This is a genomic window from Frigidibacter sp. (assembly GCF_030695035.1).
In the GTDB taxonomy this organism is placed as follows: Bacteria; Pseudomonadota; Alphaproteobacteria; order Rhodobacterales; family Rhodobacteraceae; genus Frigidibacter.
The window spans coordinates 59,327-74,717 of the sequence record NZ_JAUYTT010000019.1 but is presented as its reverse complement, the minus strand read 5'-3'; the positions used below and the strand labels follow the sequence as shown (position 1 = coordinate 74,717).

Below are 15,391 nucleotides of genomic sequence, written 5' to 3'. Positions count from 1 at the left end.
GCGCGCCCCGCCCTGCTTCAGTCGAACTGGATATTCGCGCGGCGGATCACCTCGGCGTATTTCGCCGCATCGCGGCGCAGCAGGGCCGCGGCGTCGGCGCTGGTGCCACCGCCGGGGATGAAGCCGGCCTCGGCCACGCGCTGGCGCAGGGCAGGGTCGGACAGCGCCTTGTTCACCGCCTGCACCCAGCGTTCGCTGATGGCGGCAGGCAGGCCGGGCGGGCCCATCACCATGTACCAGACGGCCGCGTCGAAATCCGGGAAGCCGCTTTCGGCGATGGTCGGCACATCCGGCAGCGTCGGCACGCGGGCAGGCAGGGTGGTGGCCAAGGCGCGCACGCGGCCCGATCGGATATGCGGCAGGTAGGTGGGCAGCGTGTCGATGGCGATGTCGATGCGCCCGGCCAGCACCTCATTCACCGCCTGGCCGGTCCCGCGGAAGGGAATGTGGGTCATGTCCAGCCCAGCGGCGAAGGACAGCGCGGCGGCGGCCAGATGCTGCTGGGTTGCAACGCCGGAGGAGGAGTAATTCAGCTTGCCCGGATTCGCCTTGGCATGGGCGATGAACCCGGCAAAATCCTGTGCCGGAGATTCCAGCGGCACCACCGCCACCAGCGGCACGGTGCCTGCCAGCACCACGGCGGTCTGGTCCGCGATGATGTCGAAGGGCGGCGGCTTCATCGTCGGCGGCACGACGGCGGAGGCGCTGACGGTGGTCATCAGCATCTGGTAGCCATCCGGACGGCCGCGCGCATTGGTCGTCGCCGCGATGGTGCCGGACCCGCCGGCACGATTCTCGATGGCGATGGCCTGGCCGAATTCCGCCTGCAGCGCCGGCTGCAACAGCCGGGCGATGATGTCCGTGCCACCGCCTGGCGCGAAGCCGACGAGCAGGGAGACGGTGCGGGTGGGGTAGCTGCCCTGGGCCAAGGCAGGCAGCGGCAGGGCCGTGGCGCCCGCCGCCGCCAACAGGCCGCGTCGTGAAAACATCGTATTCCTCCGGTTCTTCTTATGACCGGAGGATGGCGCGGCCCTACCTGCCCGTCCAGACCGGCTTCCGCTTGGCGAGGAAGGCCTCGACCCCCTCGCGGAAATCATGGCTGCCGAAGCACATGGTCACCAGGTCGTCACCCTCGATGGTGCCGGCGGCCAGCCGCAGGCGCTTCAGGGCCACCTTGGTCGCGGTCAGCGTCAGCGGCGCCATGCCGGCGACATCTTCCGCCAGCTTCAGGGCGCGCTCGGCGAGCGCCTCCGGCGTGTCCAGCATTTCGGAGATGAAGCCGGCGGCCAGGGCTTCCGGCGCATCCATCAGGCGCGCGGTGAAGATCAAATCCTTCAGCTTCGCGGGCCCGATCAGCGCGGCGAAGCGGGAGATGTTCATGGTGGACAGCGTATTGCCCAGGGTGCGGGCCACCGGCACGCCGAAGCGGGCATTGGCGCTGGCGATCCGCATGTCGCAGACGCCGGCGATGCCGAGGCCGCCGCCGACGCAGGCGCCGGCCACCGCGGCGATGACGGGCTTCGGGCAATCCTCGATCGCGGACAGCACGCGGTCGATCCGGGTTTCGTAGTCCAGCGCGTCCTGGCCAGTGGAGAAGTGCTGGAACTGGCTGATATCGGTGCCGGCCGCGAAGGCCTTGCCGCCGGCGCCGGTGATGACCCAGCAGCGGATGGCGGGGTCGGCCGCCACCGCGGCGGCCTGTTCGAACAGGCCCTCATACATCGGAAAGGTCATGGCGTTGCGCTGGTCCGGGCGGTTCAGCGTGGTCCAGGCCACCGGGCCGCGGGTCTCGTGCAGGATGTCGGGCATGGTTTCCTCCTTGGTCCCCTCTTGTGCGGTCAGGTCGCACGGGGCGACAAGTCCGGCAACCGGATGGAGACTGACAAGAATGCGTATCGTCAGCGTCAAGCAGGGCATCGCCCCGATCGCGAGCGACATTGCCAACGCCTATATCGACTTCTCCAAGATGACCGCCTCCATTGTCGCGGTCACGGTGGAAGGCGAGGCTGGCCGCCGCGCCACAGGCTACGGCTTCAACTCCAATGGCCGCTACGCCCAGCCCGGCCTGCTGGCCGAACGCTTCGTGCCGCGGCTGACGGAGGCCACCGAGGCGCAGATCACCAGCCCCGATGGCAAGCTGAACCCGCAGGGCGCCTGGTCGGCGATGATGAAGAACGAGAAGCCCGGCGGCCATGGCGAGCGCAGCGTCGCCGTCGGCGTGCTGGACATGGCGCTGTGGGATGCGGCGGCGAAGCTGGAAGGCGTGCCGCTGTGGCGCCTGCTGGCGGATCGCTACAATGGCGGCCAGGCGGATGAGGCCGCCTGGGTCTATGCCGCCGGCGGCTACTACTACCCCGGCAAGGGGGTGGATGCGCTGGTCGAGGAGATGAAGCGCTATCTCGGCATGGGCTATGCCACGGTGAAGATGAAGATCGGCGGCGCCCCCGGCACCCCCATCGCCGACGCGCTGGCCGAGGATATCGAACGCATCGAGGCGGTGGTGAAGCTGCTCGGCGGTGATGGCAGCAAGCTGGCGGTCGATGTGAATGGCCGCTTCGACCTGCCCGCCGCGCTGGCCTATGCCGAGGCGCTCGCGCCGATGAAACTGCGCTGGTACGAGGAACCGCTCGACCCGCTGGATTATGCCACGCACGCGACGCTCGCCGAGCATTACGGGCCGCCGATCGCGACCGGCGAGAACCTGTTCTCCATGCTGGATGCGCGCAATCTGATCCGCCATGGCGGGCTGCGGCCGGACCGGGACATTCTGCAGATGGACCCGGCGCTGTCCTACGGCCTGGTGGAGTATCTGCGCACGCTGGACATGCTGGCCGCCCATGGCTGGTCCCGCCGCCGCTGCGTGCCGCATGGCGGGCATCAGTTCGCGCTGAACATCGCGGTCGGGCTCGGGCTGGGGGGCAATGAGAGCTATCCGGAGGTTTTTGCGCCGTTTGGCGGCTTCGCCGATGACGTGCCGGTGGTCGCAGGCCGGGTCGCGATGCCCGATATCCCGGGCATCGGCTTCGAGGCGAAGAACGCGTTGCACAGCGTGTTCAAGAGCCTCGGCTGATGCCCCAGCGCGCCATCCCCGCCGTCTTCATGCGCGGCGGCACCAGCAAGGCCATCATGTTTCATGCGCGCGACCTGCCTGCGGATCGCCCAGAGGATCGTGCCGAGTGGGACGGGATCTTCATGGCGGCGCTGGGCACGCCCGATCCCTATGGCCGCCAGCTCAACGGCATGGGGGGCGGTGTCTCCTCCCTGTCCAAGATCTGCGTGCTGGCGCCGTCCGAACGCGCCGATGCCGATATCGACTACACCTTCGCCCAGGTGCTGATCCGCGAGGCGCGCGTCGATTGGAAGGGCAATTGCGGCAATATGAGCTCCGCCGTCGGCCCCTTCGCGGTGGATGAGGGGCTGGTGCGGCCGAACGGCACCAGCGCCACGGTCCGCATCTACAACACCAATACGAAGAAGATCATCCACAACAGCTTCGAAGTGGAGGATGGCCGCGCCAAGGTCACCGGCGAGCTGGCGATTCCGGGCGTCGGCGGCACCGGTGCGCCGGTGCGGCTGGATTTCGTCCAGCCCGGCGGCGCCACCACAGGCCGGCTGCTGCCCTCCGGCCAGGTGGTGGATGTGCTCGATGTGCCGGGTTTCGGCCGGATCGAGGCCTCGCTGGTCGATGCCGCCAATGCCTCCGCCTTCATCCGGGCGCGGGATATCGGGCTGACGGGCCGCGAACTGCCGGAGGAGCTGGAGGCGCGGCCGGAAGTGCTGGCGCTGCTCGATGCCATCCGCCTGCAGGCCAGCATCCGCATGGGCATCGGGGCGGATCTGGCGGCGGCGCGGGCGATCAGTTCCGTCCCCTATATCGGCTTCGTCAGCCCGCCGGCCGCGGCGCCGACCCTGTCCGGCGAGACCATCGCGGCCGGGGAGATCGACCTGGCGGCGCGCATCATCTCCAACGGCCAGCCGCACCGGGCGCTGCCGCTGACCGGCTCGCTCTGCACCGCCGTCGCGGCGCGGATCGAGGGCACGCTGGTGGCCGAATGCGTCGGCAGCGGGACCGGGCCGATCCGCATCGGCATGCCCTCCGGTGTGCTGACCGTGGGTGCGGATGTGGTGCAGGAGGCGGGGGCATGGGTGGCCCGCGCCGGGTCCTTCTACCGCACCGCGCGGCGGCTGTTCGATGGGCGGGTGTGGATTCCCGCCTGAGCCTCAGCGCGCCAGCCAGCCTGGCGCGAAAGCTTCGGCGCCGGAAGGCAGCGGCGCGGCCGGGTCGGCGGTGAAGGCCAGGATGTCACCCGCCACCGCGTCGCGGTTGTTGTCGGTCAGCAGCAGGTGAAAACCCTCCTCATGGATGGCGATCCGCACCGGGCTGTCCGGCGGCAGCCGGCGCAGCGCGGCGCGCACCGGGCGGGCCGGGATCACGCTATCCTTGTCGCCATACAGCAGCAGCACCGGCACCGGCTGCTGCGCCGCGTTGCGGCAGCAGGTGGGCAGGGCGGCGGTCGCCGCATCCATCAGATCCACCAGCCCCACCGCGGCATCCACCCGCGTGCTGCGCAGCACCAGCGGGTCCCGCCCCAGGCGGCGCAGGGCGGCCGGATTGTCGCTGGCGACGATGCCGCCGACGCCGCCCTGGAAACCCAGGATCGGCATGGTCCGCGCCGCCACCCACAACCCGCCGCGCATCACCGCATTCATGCTGGCCCGGCCCCACAGGGCAGGCGCGAGCAGGACATAGCCATCCACCGGCGGCGGATCGGCACTTGTGCCGGCCACCACCGCCACCGCACCGCCCATGCTCTCCCCCATCAGGAACAGGGGCAGGCCGGGGTGCCGGGCGCGCAGCAGGCGGGCGGCGGTGGCGGCATCCCCGGCCAGCGTCGCCTCCCCCGCCCAATAGCCGCGGTTGGGGGACCGGCCGAAGCCGCGCTGGTCATAGGCATAGACCAGCAGCCCGCCCTCGTTCAGCGCGGCGATGCTGTCGGCCAGGAAATTGCCGGAATGGTCGTTGAAGCCATGCAGCGCCAGCAGCACGGCGCGCGGCGGCCCGTCCGGCGGAAAGGCGCGCATCGGCAGCCGGGCGCCATCCGCCGCCACCACCGCATCCGGCGCCAGGGCGGGCGGCGAAATGGCCGGGCCCATCGGCATCACCACCGGCGTGCAGGCAACCCCCAGCAGCAAGGCGAGGCAGGCCAGGACCACCCGGGGGGAGGCGATGGGGCGCATGGGCAAGGGGTAGCAAGACGGGCCGGGCTGGTCCATCGCCCTCGCCCCCCCTATGTTCCCGGTCCTGCCCAACGGCCATGCCACAACTGCCATGCGAAGGACCGCCATGCGCGATGCCCGCCAGACCGGCTACACCCCGGTTGCCCTGCCCGGCGTGACGCCGGAGGAGACCATCATGGTCACCACCCGCGTCATCGGATGCGATGGCGGCGGCGGTGCGCTTGGCCATCCGCTGGTCTTCCTGCGGATCGAGCAGCACCAGGTGACCTGCCCCTATTGCTCCCGCACCTATGTCCTGGCCGAAGGCGCGGGCGACGATAGCGGGCATTGAGATGAGCGAAGCCGCGCTGCCCGTCGAGGAAGCTGTCCCACCGGTCGCGCCGGGCCAGAAGCGGCTGATCCTGGTCGATGGCTCGGGCTACATCTTCCGCGCATTTCACGCCCTGCCGCCGATGACGCGGCCGGACGGGGTGCATGTGAATGCCGTGTTCGGCTTCACCCAGATGCTGTCGCAATTCCTCTCGCGCCACGCCGCGACCCATATCGCCGTGGTGTTCGACAGCGCGCGGCTGACCTTCCGCAATGATTTCTACCCCGACTACAAGGCGCATCGTCCCGAACCACCGCCGGAGCTGATTCCGCAATTCGCCCTGATCCGGGAGGCGACCGAGGCGCTCGGCGTCTGCCAGGCGGAACAGCCGGGCTTCGAGGCGGATGACCTGATCGCGGCTTACGCCCGCGCCTTCGTGGCGGAGGGCGGCGAGGTTTCGATCGTGTCCTCCGACAAGGACCTGATGCAGCTTGTCGGCCCCGGCGTGCAGATGCTGGACCCGATCAAGCAGAAGCCGATCCGGGAGCCGGAGGTGTTCGAGAAGTTCGGCGTGACGCCGGACAAGGTGGTGGAGGTGCAGGCGCTGGCCGGCGACAGCACGGATAATGTGCCGGGCGTGCCGGGCATCGGCATCAAGACCGCCGCGCTGCTCATCAATGAATTCGGAGGCCTGGAAGAGCTTCTGGCAAATACGGCCAGGATCAAGCAGCCGAAGCGGCGGGAAGCGCTGGAGCAGAACGCCGAGAAGGCGCGGATCAGCAGGCGGCTGGTGCAGCTGGACGCCAATGCGCCGCTGCCCTGCCCGATCGAGAACATGCTGACCCGCGCGCCGAACCCGGTCACGCTGGAGAAATTCCTGCGCGACAACGGCTTCCGCAGCCTGCTGGCCCGCCTCGGCCTGGGGGATGCCAGCGCCGTCACCCGCAACAATGGCTACCGCCCCCCCGCCCCGCTCGCCGAAACCCCGGCCACGCCCACGGAGGCCCCGGCCTTCACCGGCTATGAGACCGTCACCACGCTGGACGCGCTGCGCGCCTGGGTGACGGAGGCCAATGCGGCGGGCGTCATCGGCTTCGATACGGAGACCGACAACCTCGATGCCATGAAGGCCAGCCTGGTCGGCTTCTCGATGGCGACCGCGCCGGGCCGCGCCTGCTACGTGCCGCTGCGGCATGAGGGCAGCGGCGACCTGATGGGCAGCGGCACGCCGGCGCAGATTGCGCCGGAGGCCGCGCTGGCGGAGTTGAAGGGGCTGCTGGAGAACCCGGCCGTCCTCAAGGTGCTGCACAACGCCAAATACGACCTGGAAGTGCTGTGCCGGGCGGCGAATGGCGGCATCGCCGTGGCGCCGGTGGATGACACCATGATGATGTCCTACGCGCTGCGCGCCGGGAAGCATGGGCACGGCATGGATGAGCTGGCGGGCCAGCATCTCGGCCATAGCTGCATCAGCTACGACAGCGTCACCGGCACCGGCCGCAACCGCATCCCCTTCAGCAAGGTCACGCTGGACAAGGCCACCGCCTATGCGGCGGAGGATGCCGATGTGACGCTGCGGCTGTGGCACGCGCTGCGCCCCGAACTGCGCCCGGCCCGCGCGCTGGCGCTGTATGAGCAGGTGGAGCGCCGCATGGTGCCCGTGCTGCGGGACATGGAACTGGCCGGCATCAAGATCGACGCCGCCGAACTGTCACGAATTGGCGCCGACTTCACCGAGAAACTGGCGCGGTATGAGCGCGAGATCCATGAACTGGCGGGCAAGCCCTTCAATGTCGGCTCGCCCAAGCAGCTTGGCGAAATCCTGTTCGATGAACAAAAGCTGCCGGGCGGCAAGCGCAGCAAGCTGACCGGCGCCTGGGGCACGGATGCCGGGGTGCTGGAGGAGTTGGCCGCCCAGGGCCATGCGCTGCCCCGCCGGGTGCTGGATTGGCGGCAGATCGCCAAGCTGAAATCCACCTATGTCGATGCGCTGGCCCAGGCGGCGGATGCCCATGGCCGGGTGCATACGGATTTCGCCATGGCGCTGACCTCCACCGGGCGGCTGTCCTCCAGCGATCCGAATCTGCAGAACATCCCGGTGCGGACGGAGGAAGGGGCCCGCATCCGCACCGCCTTCGTGGCGGAGCCGGGTCATGTGCTGCTGGCGGCCGACTACAGCCAGATCGAGCTGCGCATCCTGGCGCATGTGGCTGATGTGCCGGCGTTGAAGGAGGCCTTCGCCACCGGCCAGGACATCCATTCCCGCACCGCCGCGGATATCTTCCACCTGGCTCCCGATGCGGTGGACAAGGAAGCGCGGCGGCGGGCCAAGACGATCAATTTCGGCATCATCTACGGCATGTCCGCCTTCGGCCTCGGCGCCCGCCTCGGCATCGGGCCGGGCGAGGCGCGATCGATCATCGATGCCTATTTCGCCCAGTACCCTGGCATCCGCGCCTGCATGGAAAAGCTGAAGGAGGATGCGCGCACCAGCGGCTATGTGCAGACCCCCTTCGGCCGCAAGCTGTGGATCGCCGACATCGCCAGCAAGGACCCGGTGCGCCGCGGCGGGGCCGAACGCGCCGCCATCAACGCCCCCTTCCAGGGCGGCGCGGCGGAGGTGATCAAGCGCGCCATGGTGCGCCTGCCCCTGGCGCTGCACGAAGCCGGCCTCGGCGCGCGCATGCTGCTGCAGGTGCATGACGAATTGGTGTTCGAGGTGCCGGAGGCCGAGGTCGAGGCCACATCCGCCCTGGTGAAGCGGATCATGGAGGGCGTCGCCAGCCTTTCCGTGCCGCTATCGGTTGAGATCGGGCATGGCAGGTCCTGGGCCGAGGCCCACTGATCGCATACGGGTGGAAACGCAGTGAGCATAACGGCGGATAGCAGCCTTCCCGGCGCAAGCTGGAGCGCCACGGAACGGCGCACCCTGGGGGCGATCGGCGCGGCGCATGCCGTCAGCCACCTGCATATCCTGGTGCTGCCGCCGCTGTTCCCGCTGCTGCAGGCCCGCCTCGGCGTCAGCTTCATCGAACTGGGCCTGGCGATCACGCTGTTCAGCATCGTCTCCGCACTCACCCAGGCGCCGATGGGCTTCCTGGTGGACCGGATCGGGCCGCGGCGCGTGCTGGCGGCGGGGCTGGTGGTGGGTGGCGCGGCCTTCGCGCTGGTCGGGCTTTCGCCGAGCTACCCGATGGTGCTGCTGGCGGGCGCGCTCGCCGGGCTGGCGAATGCGGTCTACCACCCCTCCGACTACGCCATCCTCAATACCACCATGGCCGGGCCGCGCATGGGGCGGGCCTTTTCGCTGCACACTTTCGCGGGGTTTGCCGGCGGGGCGGTGGCGCCTTTCCTGATGCTCGGGCTGGCGGCGACGCTGGGCCTGTCCGGCGCGCTGCTGGTGGCGGGGGGCATTGCCTGGGTGGTCGCGGCCTGGGTGCTGGCGACCTGCCCGCCGGACCCGGTGAAGGGCGTCGCCCCGAAGCCGATCGCCGGGCAGCAGACGCGGGTGCTGAACCCGGCGGTGATCTCGCTCACCGGCTTCTTCGTGCTGATCTCGCTGTCCGTTGGTGGCATGAACGCCTTTGCCATCGCGGCGCTGGTGGCCGCCGGCGGCATGAGCCTCGGCATGGCCTCCGTCGCGCTGACGGCGCTGCTCGCGGGGTCAGCCGTCGGCGTGCTGCTGGGCGGTGCGCTGGCGGACCGGGTGAAGCGGCACGGGCTGGTGGCGATGGGCGGCTTCGGGCTGGCCGGCGTGCTGACCATCGGCGTCGGGCTGCTGGCGATGCCGGCCTGGCTGGTCGCCGTGGTGCTCGGGCTGGCCGGCATCCTGACCGGGCTGTGCATGCCATCCCGCGACATGATGGTGCGCGCCGCGGCGCCGCCCGGCCAGGCCGGCGCGGTGTTCGGCGTGGTCTCCACCGGCTTCAACATCGGCGGCATGATCGCGCCGCCGATGTTCGGCTGGCTGGTGGATAGCGGGCGGCCGGAGGCGGTGTTCCTGCTCGGCGGCGCCTTCATGCTGGCGACGGCAGGGATGGCCCTGGCGCAGGAGATGCGGCGGAAGGGGTGAGCATTTTCCCAGCGGGGCTTCCCGGAAAATGCGTCAGGGCCGCAGCGGCAGCCTTTCGAACAGCCCCATCCGCAGGCTGCGGGCAATGCGCTGCGCACGGTCGATGAAGGCCTGCGCCGTCGCATCCGGGAACAGGTCCCGGCAACTTTCCTCGAACAGCCCGAGCCAGGCATCGAACATCGCCGGCGTCAGGCCGGGCAGACGCAGATGCGCGGTGTATGGGTCGCCGTGATAGGCGCCACTGCGCAGCATCACCGCGGACCAGAAGCGGCGCAGCTTGTCCAGATGCGCGTCCCACTCCGTGCCGATCGCGCTGTGGAAGACGGGGCCAAGCACCGGATCGCGGCGGATCCGGGCATAGAAATGCTCCACCAGCCGGGCGATCTGCGCTTCGGTAATCTCCGGCATCACGGGACCGGCATCACAGGAAGGGCAGGATGGCGAGCACCGCCACCAGGTTCCAGACCAGCATATTGACCAGCGTGCGCAGCATGACGCGGCTGTCGCGGTCCTGGATGTGCAGCGCGTCGCTGACGAGGTTGCCGGGCAACAGGAACAGGCCGACGGGACTCATCGAGGCCTCCTAAGATGTATTGTCCATACATCTTAGGCCGCATGACGCTTGCAAAGCAATATGGATAATGCATCTTCAAATCATGCGCCTCACCACCCTCACCGACTACGCCCTTCGCATGCTGATCCACCTGGCGATCACGCCGGGGCAGCGGCCCACCATCGCGGAGGTGGCACAGGCCTATGGCATCTCGGAGAACCACCTGATGAAGGTGGCGCACCAGCTCGGCCAGTCCGGCCATGTCCGCACCCTGCGCGGGCGTGGCGGCGGGCTGGCGCTGGCGCGGCCGGCGGAGGCGATCACGGTGGGGGAGGTGGTGCGGCAGATGGAGCCGGATATGGCGCTGGTGCCCTGCCTGGGCGGCGGCGCCTGCGCCATCCTGCCCGCCTGCCGCCTGAAACAGGCGCTGCATCAGGCAAGGGCCGCGTTCCTGGCGGTGCTGGATGGCACCACCCTGGCCGATATCGCGCAGCCCCAGGCGGAGCTGCGCGACCTGCTGGGCTTGCCGGGCTGAATCAAGTCATGCTGGCCGTGACGCCACCATCGACGAACAGCAACTGCCCCGAGACGAAGTCGGACGCCGGGGAAGCCAGGAAAACCGCCGTCCCCGCAATCTCCTCCGGATCCGCATAGCGCCCGGCCGGGCAGCGGCGCTGCACCATGGCGAGCCAGTCCGGGTTGGTCAGCAGCGCCTTGTTCATATCCGTGTCGAACCAGCCCGGCCCGATCGCATTGCACTGGATGTTCCACGGCCCGAGTTCCACGGCCAGCGCGCGGATGAACATCTTCAGCCCGCCCTTGGCCGAGGCATAGGGCGTGATGGTGGCGCGGCCGAGGTCGCTCGCCAGGCTGCCGGTGGCGATCACCTTGCCGCGGCGGCGTTCCTTCATCCCCGGGACGATCAGGCGGGACAGCCGCCACAGCGCCGTCAGGTGCGTGTCGATCACGCTGTGCCAGCCTTCCTCCGTCGTCTCCTCGATCGGCGCGCGGTGCTGGTTGCCGGCATTGTGCAGCAGGACGTCGATCGGGCCGAGGCCGGCCACCGCCGCCTCCACCGCCGGGCCATCTGTCACGTCGAAGGCACTGATGCGGCAGGCCAGGCCCTCGGCGCGCAGGGACCCCGCCTGGGCTTCCAGCGCGGCCTGGTCGCGGCCGTTCAGGATCACCTCCGCCCCCGCCTGGGCCAGCCCGCGCGCCATGGCGGCGCCGAGGCCGCGCGAGGCACCGGTGACCAGGGCGACCCGCCCGGTCAGGTCGAATTTTTGCAAATGCGCTTGATTCACGCGCGTTTCCCCCGTTGATTTGCATTCAAGTTGAATCGGATCGGCAGCACAGGCTCAGGCCCCGGTTGGCTGTTCGCGGCGGTGGGGCCGTGGACCTGCTCCCATAATGGAAGGAAACCGCCGGCCATGAACATCCCGACGGAATATGCTGCTGGCTTCGCCGAGGCACGCAAGCACGATCCGCAGATGGCGGAAACCTACCTCCGCTTCATCACCGAGGGCGACCCCCTGGCCGATGCGGCGCTCGCCTCGCTCAAGCCTGGCGAGGAAAAGATCTGGATCCAGAAGGGTATCGAGGAGGGCGGCGCGGCCCTGGCCGAGGCGCCGGAGCCGATGCGCGCCCTGTTCGCGGAGATCGAGCGCGTGCCGGACTGGTACGATCCGGAGGCCACGCGCGCCGGCAGCCATGCCTTCCACGCCAACCTCGAACTGCTGCTCGGCGCCTTCGTCGGCGCCGTGCTGGTCGAGGGCTTCGCCACGATGATCAGCAAATCCTTCGCCATCACCGGGCGGGTGACGGATACCGGCGTGTCGCGGATGCACCAGAACAACCGCCACCTGGTCGAGATCTTCATGATGGGCGGGCTGGACCGGCAGGCGGAAGGCTGGAAACTGTCCGTCCGCATCCGGATGATCCATGCGCGCGTCCGCCAGATGCTGAACCGCTCCGAGGAATGGGACAAGGCGGCCTGGGGCGTGCCGCTCAGCGCCTCGCATATCGCCTTCGCGGCTTCGGCCTTCTCCGGCCAGTTGCTGATGCGCGGCAAGCAGCTCGGCCTGCAGATGACGCAGGAGGAGGTGGACAGCTTCATGCACACCTGGCGCTACTCCGGCCACCTGATGGGCGTGCCGGCGGAGATGCAGGCGGTGACGGCCGAGGATGCGCAGCGCATCGTCCGGATCGGGCGGATGTGCGAGCCACCGCCGCATATGGAGGCGATCCTGGTGGCCAATGGCCTGATCAACTCCGCCGCCCTGGTGGCCGGGATCACGGACCCCGGGAAGCGGCGCAAGCTGGCGCAGTATGTCTATCGCGTTTCACGCGCCCTGCTCGGCGACGAGATGGCGGACCAGTTGAACTTTCCGAAGCTCTCGACCTTCGGGGTGCTGCCCTTCTTCCGGCTCCGCGCCAGGACGGACCGGCTGATGCGGAAGTGGATTCCCGGGCAGGAAGGCCGCCGGCGGGCGGGGCAGTACAGCCACATGCTGGGCATGTCCTACGACGACAAGGGCCCGATCAGCTACCGCCTGCCCGCCAAGCTGCATGCGGAGACGGAGCGGCCGGACTGATCCGGGCCGGCCCGCTGGCCCAGGATGCGTTCACCACGCATCATGGGCCCGCCTGGTCCGGTCGCGTGGTTCAGACTTTCGGTCGGTCCACCTCAGTCATCACGCGATACTGCCTCAGGCCGCGGCGCGGATCGCGGCGGCCTTTACCTCGTCGCTGACGCCGCCGGCGAAGCTCTCGAAGTTCTGCTCGAAAAGGGACACGAGCTGCTTGGCCTGCTTGTCATAGGCCGCCTTGTCCGCCCAGCTGTTGCGCGGGTTCAGCACGTCGGACGGCACGCCCGGCACCGCCTTCGGAATGGACAGGCCGAAGAAGGGGTCCGTCTCGAACTCCACCTTGGCCAGGCTGCCATCCAGCGCGGCGCGCAGCAAAGCGCGGGTGTGCTGGATGGACATCCGCTTGCCGGTGCCATAGGCGCCGCCGGTCCAGCCGGTATTCACCAGCCACACCTCGGCGCCGTCCTTGGCGATGCGCTCCGCCAGCATCTTGCCGTAGACTTCCGGGTGGCGCGGCAGGAAGGGCGCGCCGAAGCAGGTGGAGAAGGTGGCCTGCGGCTCCTTGCCCAGGCCCTTTTCGGTGCCCGCCACGCGCGCCGTGTAGCCGGACAGGAAGTGGTACATCGCCTGCGCCGCCGTCAGCTTGGCGATCGGCGGCAGCACGCCGAAGGCATCCGCCGTCAGCATCACCACGTTCTTCGGCTTGCCTGCCTGACCACCCTGCACCGTGTTCGGGATGAACTCGATCGGGTAGCAGGCGCGGGTGTTCTCGGTCAGGCCGTTGTCGTCGAGGTCGAGGCTGCCGTAATCGTCGCCGACCACGTTCTCCAGCACCGCGCCGAAGCGATGCGAGGCGTTCCAGATCTGCGGCTCGGCTTCCTGGGACAGCTTGATGACCTTGGCGTAGCAGCCGCCCTCGAAGTTGAAGACGCCGGTCTCGCTCCAGCCATGCTCGTCATCGCCGATCAGCTGGCGCTCAGGGTCCGAGGACAGCGTGGTCTTGCCGGTGCCGGACAGGCCGAAGAACAGCGCGGTGTCGCCATCCTTGCCGAGGTTGGCGGAGCAATGCATCGGCAGCACGCCGCGATCCGGCAGGATCCAGTTCATCACCGTGAAGATCGACTTCTTGATCTCACCCGCATAGCTGGTGCCGGCGATGCAGATGGTGCGCGCGGCGAAGGACAGCGCGATCAGCGTGCTGGTGCGGCAGCCATCGACGGCCGGATCGGCCTCATATTCCGGGGCGTGCAGGATGGTGTAGTCGGGCTTGAAGCTCGCCAGTTCCTCCCGCGCCGGGCGGATGAACATGTTGCGGGCGAACAGCGCGTGCCAGGCATTGGTGGTGACCAGCCGCACCTTGATGCGATGCGCGGGATCGGCGCCGGCATACAGGTCCTGGGTGAACAGCTCCGGCTGCTCGCCCAGCCAGGTGCGGACCTTGGCGGAGAAGGCCTTGTACTTGTCCACCGGCAGCGGGCGGTTGACCTTGCCCCACCAGATGGCGTCATGCACCTCCGGGTCGTCCACCACGAACTTGTCCTGCACGGAACGGCCGGTGTGCTGGCCGGTGACGGCCATGAAGGCGCCATCCGCGGAAAGCCGCCCCTCATCCCGCCGCAGCGCATGGGCATAAAGACCCGGCGCCGTCAGGTTGGCATGGATGGTCGCCGAGCCGGCAACGCCGGTCCCGGACAGGGCGGATACGTCGGATGTCATCGCAAGCCTCCAAAAAGGTGCGCCAGGACCATAAACGCGCCAGCCGCACCGTGCGTCCCCTGATAGGCGCTCGTGGCGGCCAAATTAGGGCGGGTAAGCTGTCACAATCAACGCGAACCGGTTGGTTACTTGTTCAACCTTCGCTGTTTAGCCGATTTTTGCCCGGGCCTCGCGCGTCGCCGCCACAAGCGCCACGCGAATCCCGCCAGCATCTGCAACCGGGGCGGGCCAGTCCAGCCGGGCCACAACCTCCCCCGCCGCCAGGTCGCAGCCATCCGGGTCCACCCCCGTCATCCGCCAATCGCCCGCGGGCTTGCCGAGCAGGCCGGTGGCGATGGCGGACAGCGCATCGGCGTGGTCATCATTCACATGGCCGATGATCCCGGCCTCCGCCGCCGCCAGGGCTTCGACCGCGGCGGGATCGGGCAGCAGATCGGCCTGGCGCAGCCGGGTGGCGCGGGCGAAGCCGGCCACCAGCAGGGCGGCGGCGGGGCGGATGCGCCACAGGCGGAAATCGCCGAAACCGGCGTAGAAGGCGGCATAGGGGTGGCGCGCCAGCCAGCGCGGCTTGAGATCCGCCGGCGCCAGCTCGGCCAGCCCGGTGATGGTCACGCGCGGCGCGGTCTGCGGGTTGGCGTTCTCCGGCACCCCCTGGGCCAGCAGCGAACAGCGGGGCTCCGCCTTCAGGTGGCGGGTGTGCTCGGACAGGTCGGACAGCAGCAGCAGCACGGTCAGGTCTGGCAGCACCGCAGGCGTCACCAGGCTGGCGAAGGGCTGGCCCTCGGCGGAGGTCGCCAGGGTGGCGGCAGCGGCACCGCGCAGCAGGCGGCGGGCGGTAAATCCGTGGTCGTCCTCGCTCATTTCCTCGTCAGCCCTTTGCGTGACCCGGCTTTGCCACAATCTGCGGTTACAGA

Annotated in this window: 15 protein-coding genes; 7 read left to right on the top strand and 8 right to left on the bottom strand. The window is 69.2% G+C overall.

Annotated features, from left to right (window positions below; genetic code table 11):
* Positions 1 to 17 precede the first annotated feature (17 nt).
* Entirely contained in the window at positions 18 to 989 is a 972-nt protein-coding gene (locus Q8S30_RS17390; RefSeq protein WP_304813361.1) for a tripartite tricarboxylate transporter substrate binding protein, read from the bottom strand.
* A 43-nt stretch (positions 990 to 1,032) separates the two neighbouring features.
* A complete protein-coding gene (locus tag Q8S30_RS17385; RefSeq protein WP_305667284.1) occupies positions 1,033 to 1,809 on the bottom strand; it encodes an enoyl-CoA hydratase in 777 nt (258 codons plus the stop codon).
* 79 nt (positions 1,810 to 1,888) lie between these two features.
* Between Q8S30_RS17385 and Q8S30_RS17380 the strand changes: the two genes are divergently transcribed.
* The gene (locus tag Q8S30_RS17380; protein ID WP_305667283.1) at positions 1,889 to 3,070 is read left to right on the top strand and encodes an enolase C-terminal domain-like protein; all 1,182 of its coding nucleotides are present in this window, start codon (positions 1,889 to 1,891) and stop codon (positions 3,068 to 3,070) included.
* Positions 3,070 to 4,218 carry a 2-methylaconitate cis-trans isomerase PrpF family protein gene (locus Q8S30_RS17375; protein WP_305667282.1) on the top strand — a complete coding sequence of 383 codons (1,149 nt, stop codon included), beginning with the start codon at positions 3,070 to 3,072 and terminating at the stop codon, positions 4,216 to 4,218. Before Q8S30_RS17380 ends, Q8S30_RS17375 begins: the two co-directional genes overlap by 1 nt.
* Positions 4,219 to 4,221: 3 nt before the next feature.
* Here Q8S30_RS17375 and Q8S30_RS17370 read toward each other — a convergent pair whose 3' ends face one another.
* Positions 4,222 to 5,238, bottom strand: a complete 1,017-nt coding sequence (locus Q8S30_RS17370; RefSeq protein ID WP_305667281.1) for an alpha/beta hydrolase — start codon at positions 5,236 to 5,238, stop codon at positions 4,222 to 4,224.
* A 91-nt stretch (positions 5,239 to 5,329) separates the two neighbouring features.
* On the opposite strand from Q8S30_RS17370, the gene Q8S30_RS17365 reads away from it, so the two are divergent.
* Genes Q8S30_RS17365 through Q8S30_RS17355 form a run of 3 tightly spaced genes read left to right on the top strand, consistent with a single transcriptional unit; the run spans position 5,330 to position 9,620 of the window.
* The gene (locus tag Q8S30_RS17365) at positions 5,330 to 5,569 is read left to right on the top strand and encodes a zinc-finger domain-containing protein (RefSeq protein WP_305667280.1); all 240 of its coding nucleotides are present in this window, start codon (positions 5,330 to 5,332) and stop codon (positions 5,567 to 5,569) included.
* Position 5,570: 1 nt separating this feature from the next.
* Positions 5,571 to 8,393 carry a DNA polymerase I gene (gene polA / locus Q8S30_RS17360; protein ID WP_305667279.1) on the top strand — a complete coding sequence of 941 codons (2,823 nt, stop codon included), beginning with the start codon at positions 5,571 to 5,573 and terminating at the stop codon, positions 8,391 to 8,393.
* 21 nt (positions 8,394 to 8,414) lie between these two features.
* Positions 8,415 to 9,620, top strand: coding sequence for an MFS transporter (locus Q8S30_RS17355; RefSeq protein ID WP_305667278.1), 1,206 nt, complete (start codon positions 8,415 to 8,417; stop codon positions 9,618 to 9,620).
* Positions 9,621 to 9,653: 33 nt separating this feature from the next.
* Here Q8S30_RS17355 and Q8S30_RS17350 read toward each other — a convergent pair whose 3' ends face one another.
* Both Q8S30_RS17350 and Q8S30_RS17345 read right to left on the bottom strand, forming a co-directional pair.
* Positions 9,654 to 10,028 (bottom strand): group III truncated hemoglobin, encoded by a 375-nt coding sequence (locus Q8S30_RS17350; protein WP_305667277.1) that lies wholly within the window; start codon positions 10,026 to 10,028, stop codon positions 9,654 to 9,656.
* Positions 10,029 to 10,041: 13 nt separating this feature from the next.
* The gene (locus Q8S30_RS17345) at positions 10,042 to 10,194 is read right to left on the bottom strand and encodes a hypothetical protein (protein WP_304813349.1); all 153 of its coding nucleotides are present in this window, start codon (positions 10,192 to 10,194) and stop codon (positions 10,042 to 10,044) included.
* A gap of 82 nt (positions 10,195 to 10,276) precedes the next feature.
* On the opposite strand from Q8S30_RS17345, the gene Q8S30_RS17340 reads away from it, so the two are divergent.
* Positions 10,277 to 10,708, top strand: a complete 432-nt coding sequence (locus Q8S30_RS17340) for an Rrf2 family transcriptional regulator (RefSeq protein ID WP_304813348.1) — start codon at positions 10,277 to 10,279, stop codon at positions 10,706 to 10,708.
* A 1-nt stretch (position 10,709) separates the two neighbouring features.
* On the opposite strand, the gene Q8S30_RS17335 is transcribed toward Q8S30_RS17340, so the two are convergent.
* A complete protein-coding gene (locus Q8S30_RS17335; RefSeq protein ID WP_305667276.1) occupies positions 10,710 to 11,477 on the bottom strand; it encodes an SDR family oxidoreductase in 768 nt (255 codons plus the stop codon).
* Positions 11,478 to 11,603: 126 nt separating this feature from the next.
* Between Q8S30_RS17335 and Q8S30_RS17330 the strand changes: the two genes are divergently transcribed.
* A complete protein-coding gene (locus tag Q8S30_RS17330) occupies positions 11,604 to 12,767 on the top strand; it encodes an oxygenase MpaB family protein (protein ID WP_304813346.1) in 1,164 nt (387 codons plus the stop codon).
* A 114-nt stretch (positions 12,768 to 12,881) separates the two neighbouring features.
* Here the strand turns inward: Q8S30_RS17330 and Q8S30_RS17325 are convergent, their stop codons facing one another.
* The gene (locus tag Q8S30_RS17325) at positions 12,882 to 14,477 is read right to left on the bottom strand and encodes a phosphoenolpyruvate carboxykinase (protein WP_304813345.1); all 1,596 of its coding nucleotides are present in this window, start codon (positions 14,475 to 14,477) and stop codon (positions 12,882 to 12,884) included.
* Positions 14,478 to 14,624: 147 nt separating this feature from the next.
* Positions 14,625 to 15,338, bottom strand: a complete 714-nt coding sequence (locus Q8S30_RS17320) for a HugZ family protein (RefSeq protein WP_304813344.1) — start codon at positions 15,336 to 15,338, stop codon at positions 14,625 to 14,627.
* Positions 15,339 to 15,391 lie beyond the last annotated feature (53 nt).

Coding starts and splice junctions, on each gene's coding strand:
- Q8S30_RS17390 (WP_304813361.1), bottom strand. CDS start 989: ATGTTTTCACGACGCGGCCTGTTGGCGGCGGCGGGCGCCACGGCCCTG.
- Q8S30_RS17385 (WP_305667284.1), bottom strand. CDS start 1,809: ATGCCCGACATCCTGCACGAGACCCGCGGCCCGGTGGCCTGGACCACG.
- Q8S30_RS17380 (WP_305667283.1), top strand. CDS start 1,889: ATGCGTATCGTCAGCGTCAAGCAGGGCATCGCCCCGATCGCGAGCGAC.
- Q8S30_RS17375 (WP_305667282.1), top strand. CDS start 3,070: ATGCCCCAGCGCGCCATCCCCGCCGTCTTCATGCGCGGCGGCACCAGC.
- Q8S30_RS17370 (WP_305667281.1), bottom strand. CDS start 5,238: ATGCGCCCCATCGCCTCCCCCCGGGTGGTCCTGGCCTGCCTCGCCTTG.
- Q8S30_RS17365 (WP_305667280.1), top strand. CDS start 5,330: ATGCGAAGGACCGCCATGCGCGATGCCCGCCAGACCGGCTACACCCCG.
- polA (WP_305667279.1), top strand. CDS start 5,571: ATGAGCGAAGCCGCGCTGCCCGTCGAGGAAGCTGTCCCACCGGTCGCG.
- Q8S30_RS17350 (WP_305667277.1), bottom strand. CDS start 10,028: ATGCCGGAGATTACCGAAGCGCAGATCGCCCGGCTGGTGGAGCATTTC.
- Q8S30_RS17345 (WP_304813349.1), bottom strand. CDS start 10,194: ATGAGTCCCGTCGGCCTGTTCCTGTTGCCCGGCAACCTCGTCAGCGAC.
- Q8S30_RS17340 (WP_304813348.1), top strand. CDS start 10,277: ATGCGCCTCACCACCCTCACCGACTACGCCCTTCGCATGCTGATCCAC.
- Q8S30_RS17330 (WP_304813346.1), top strand. CDS start 11,604: ATGAACATCCCGACGGAATATGCTGCTGGCTTCGCCGAGGCACGCAAG.
- Q8S30_RS17325 (WP_304813345.1), bottom strand. CDS start 14,477: ATGACATCCGACGTATCCGCCCTGTCCGGGACCGGCGTTGCCGGCTCG.
- Q8S30_RS17320 (WP_304813344.1), bottom strand. CDS start 15,338: ATGAGCGAGGACGACCACGGATTTACCGCCCGCCGCCTGCTGCGCGGT.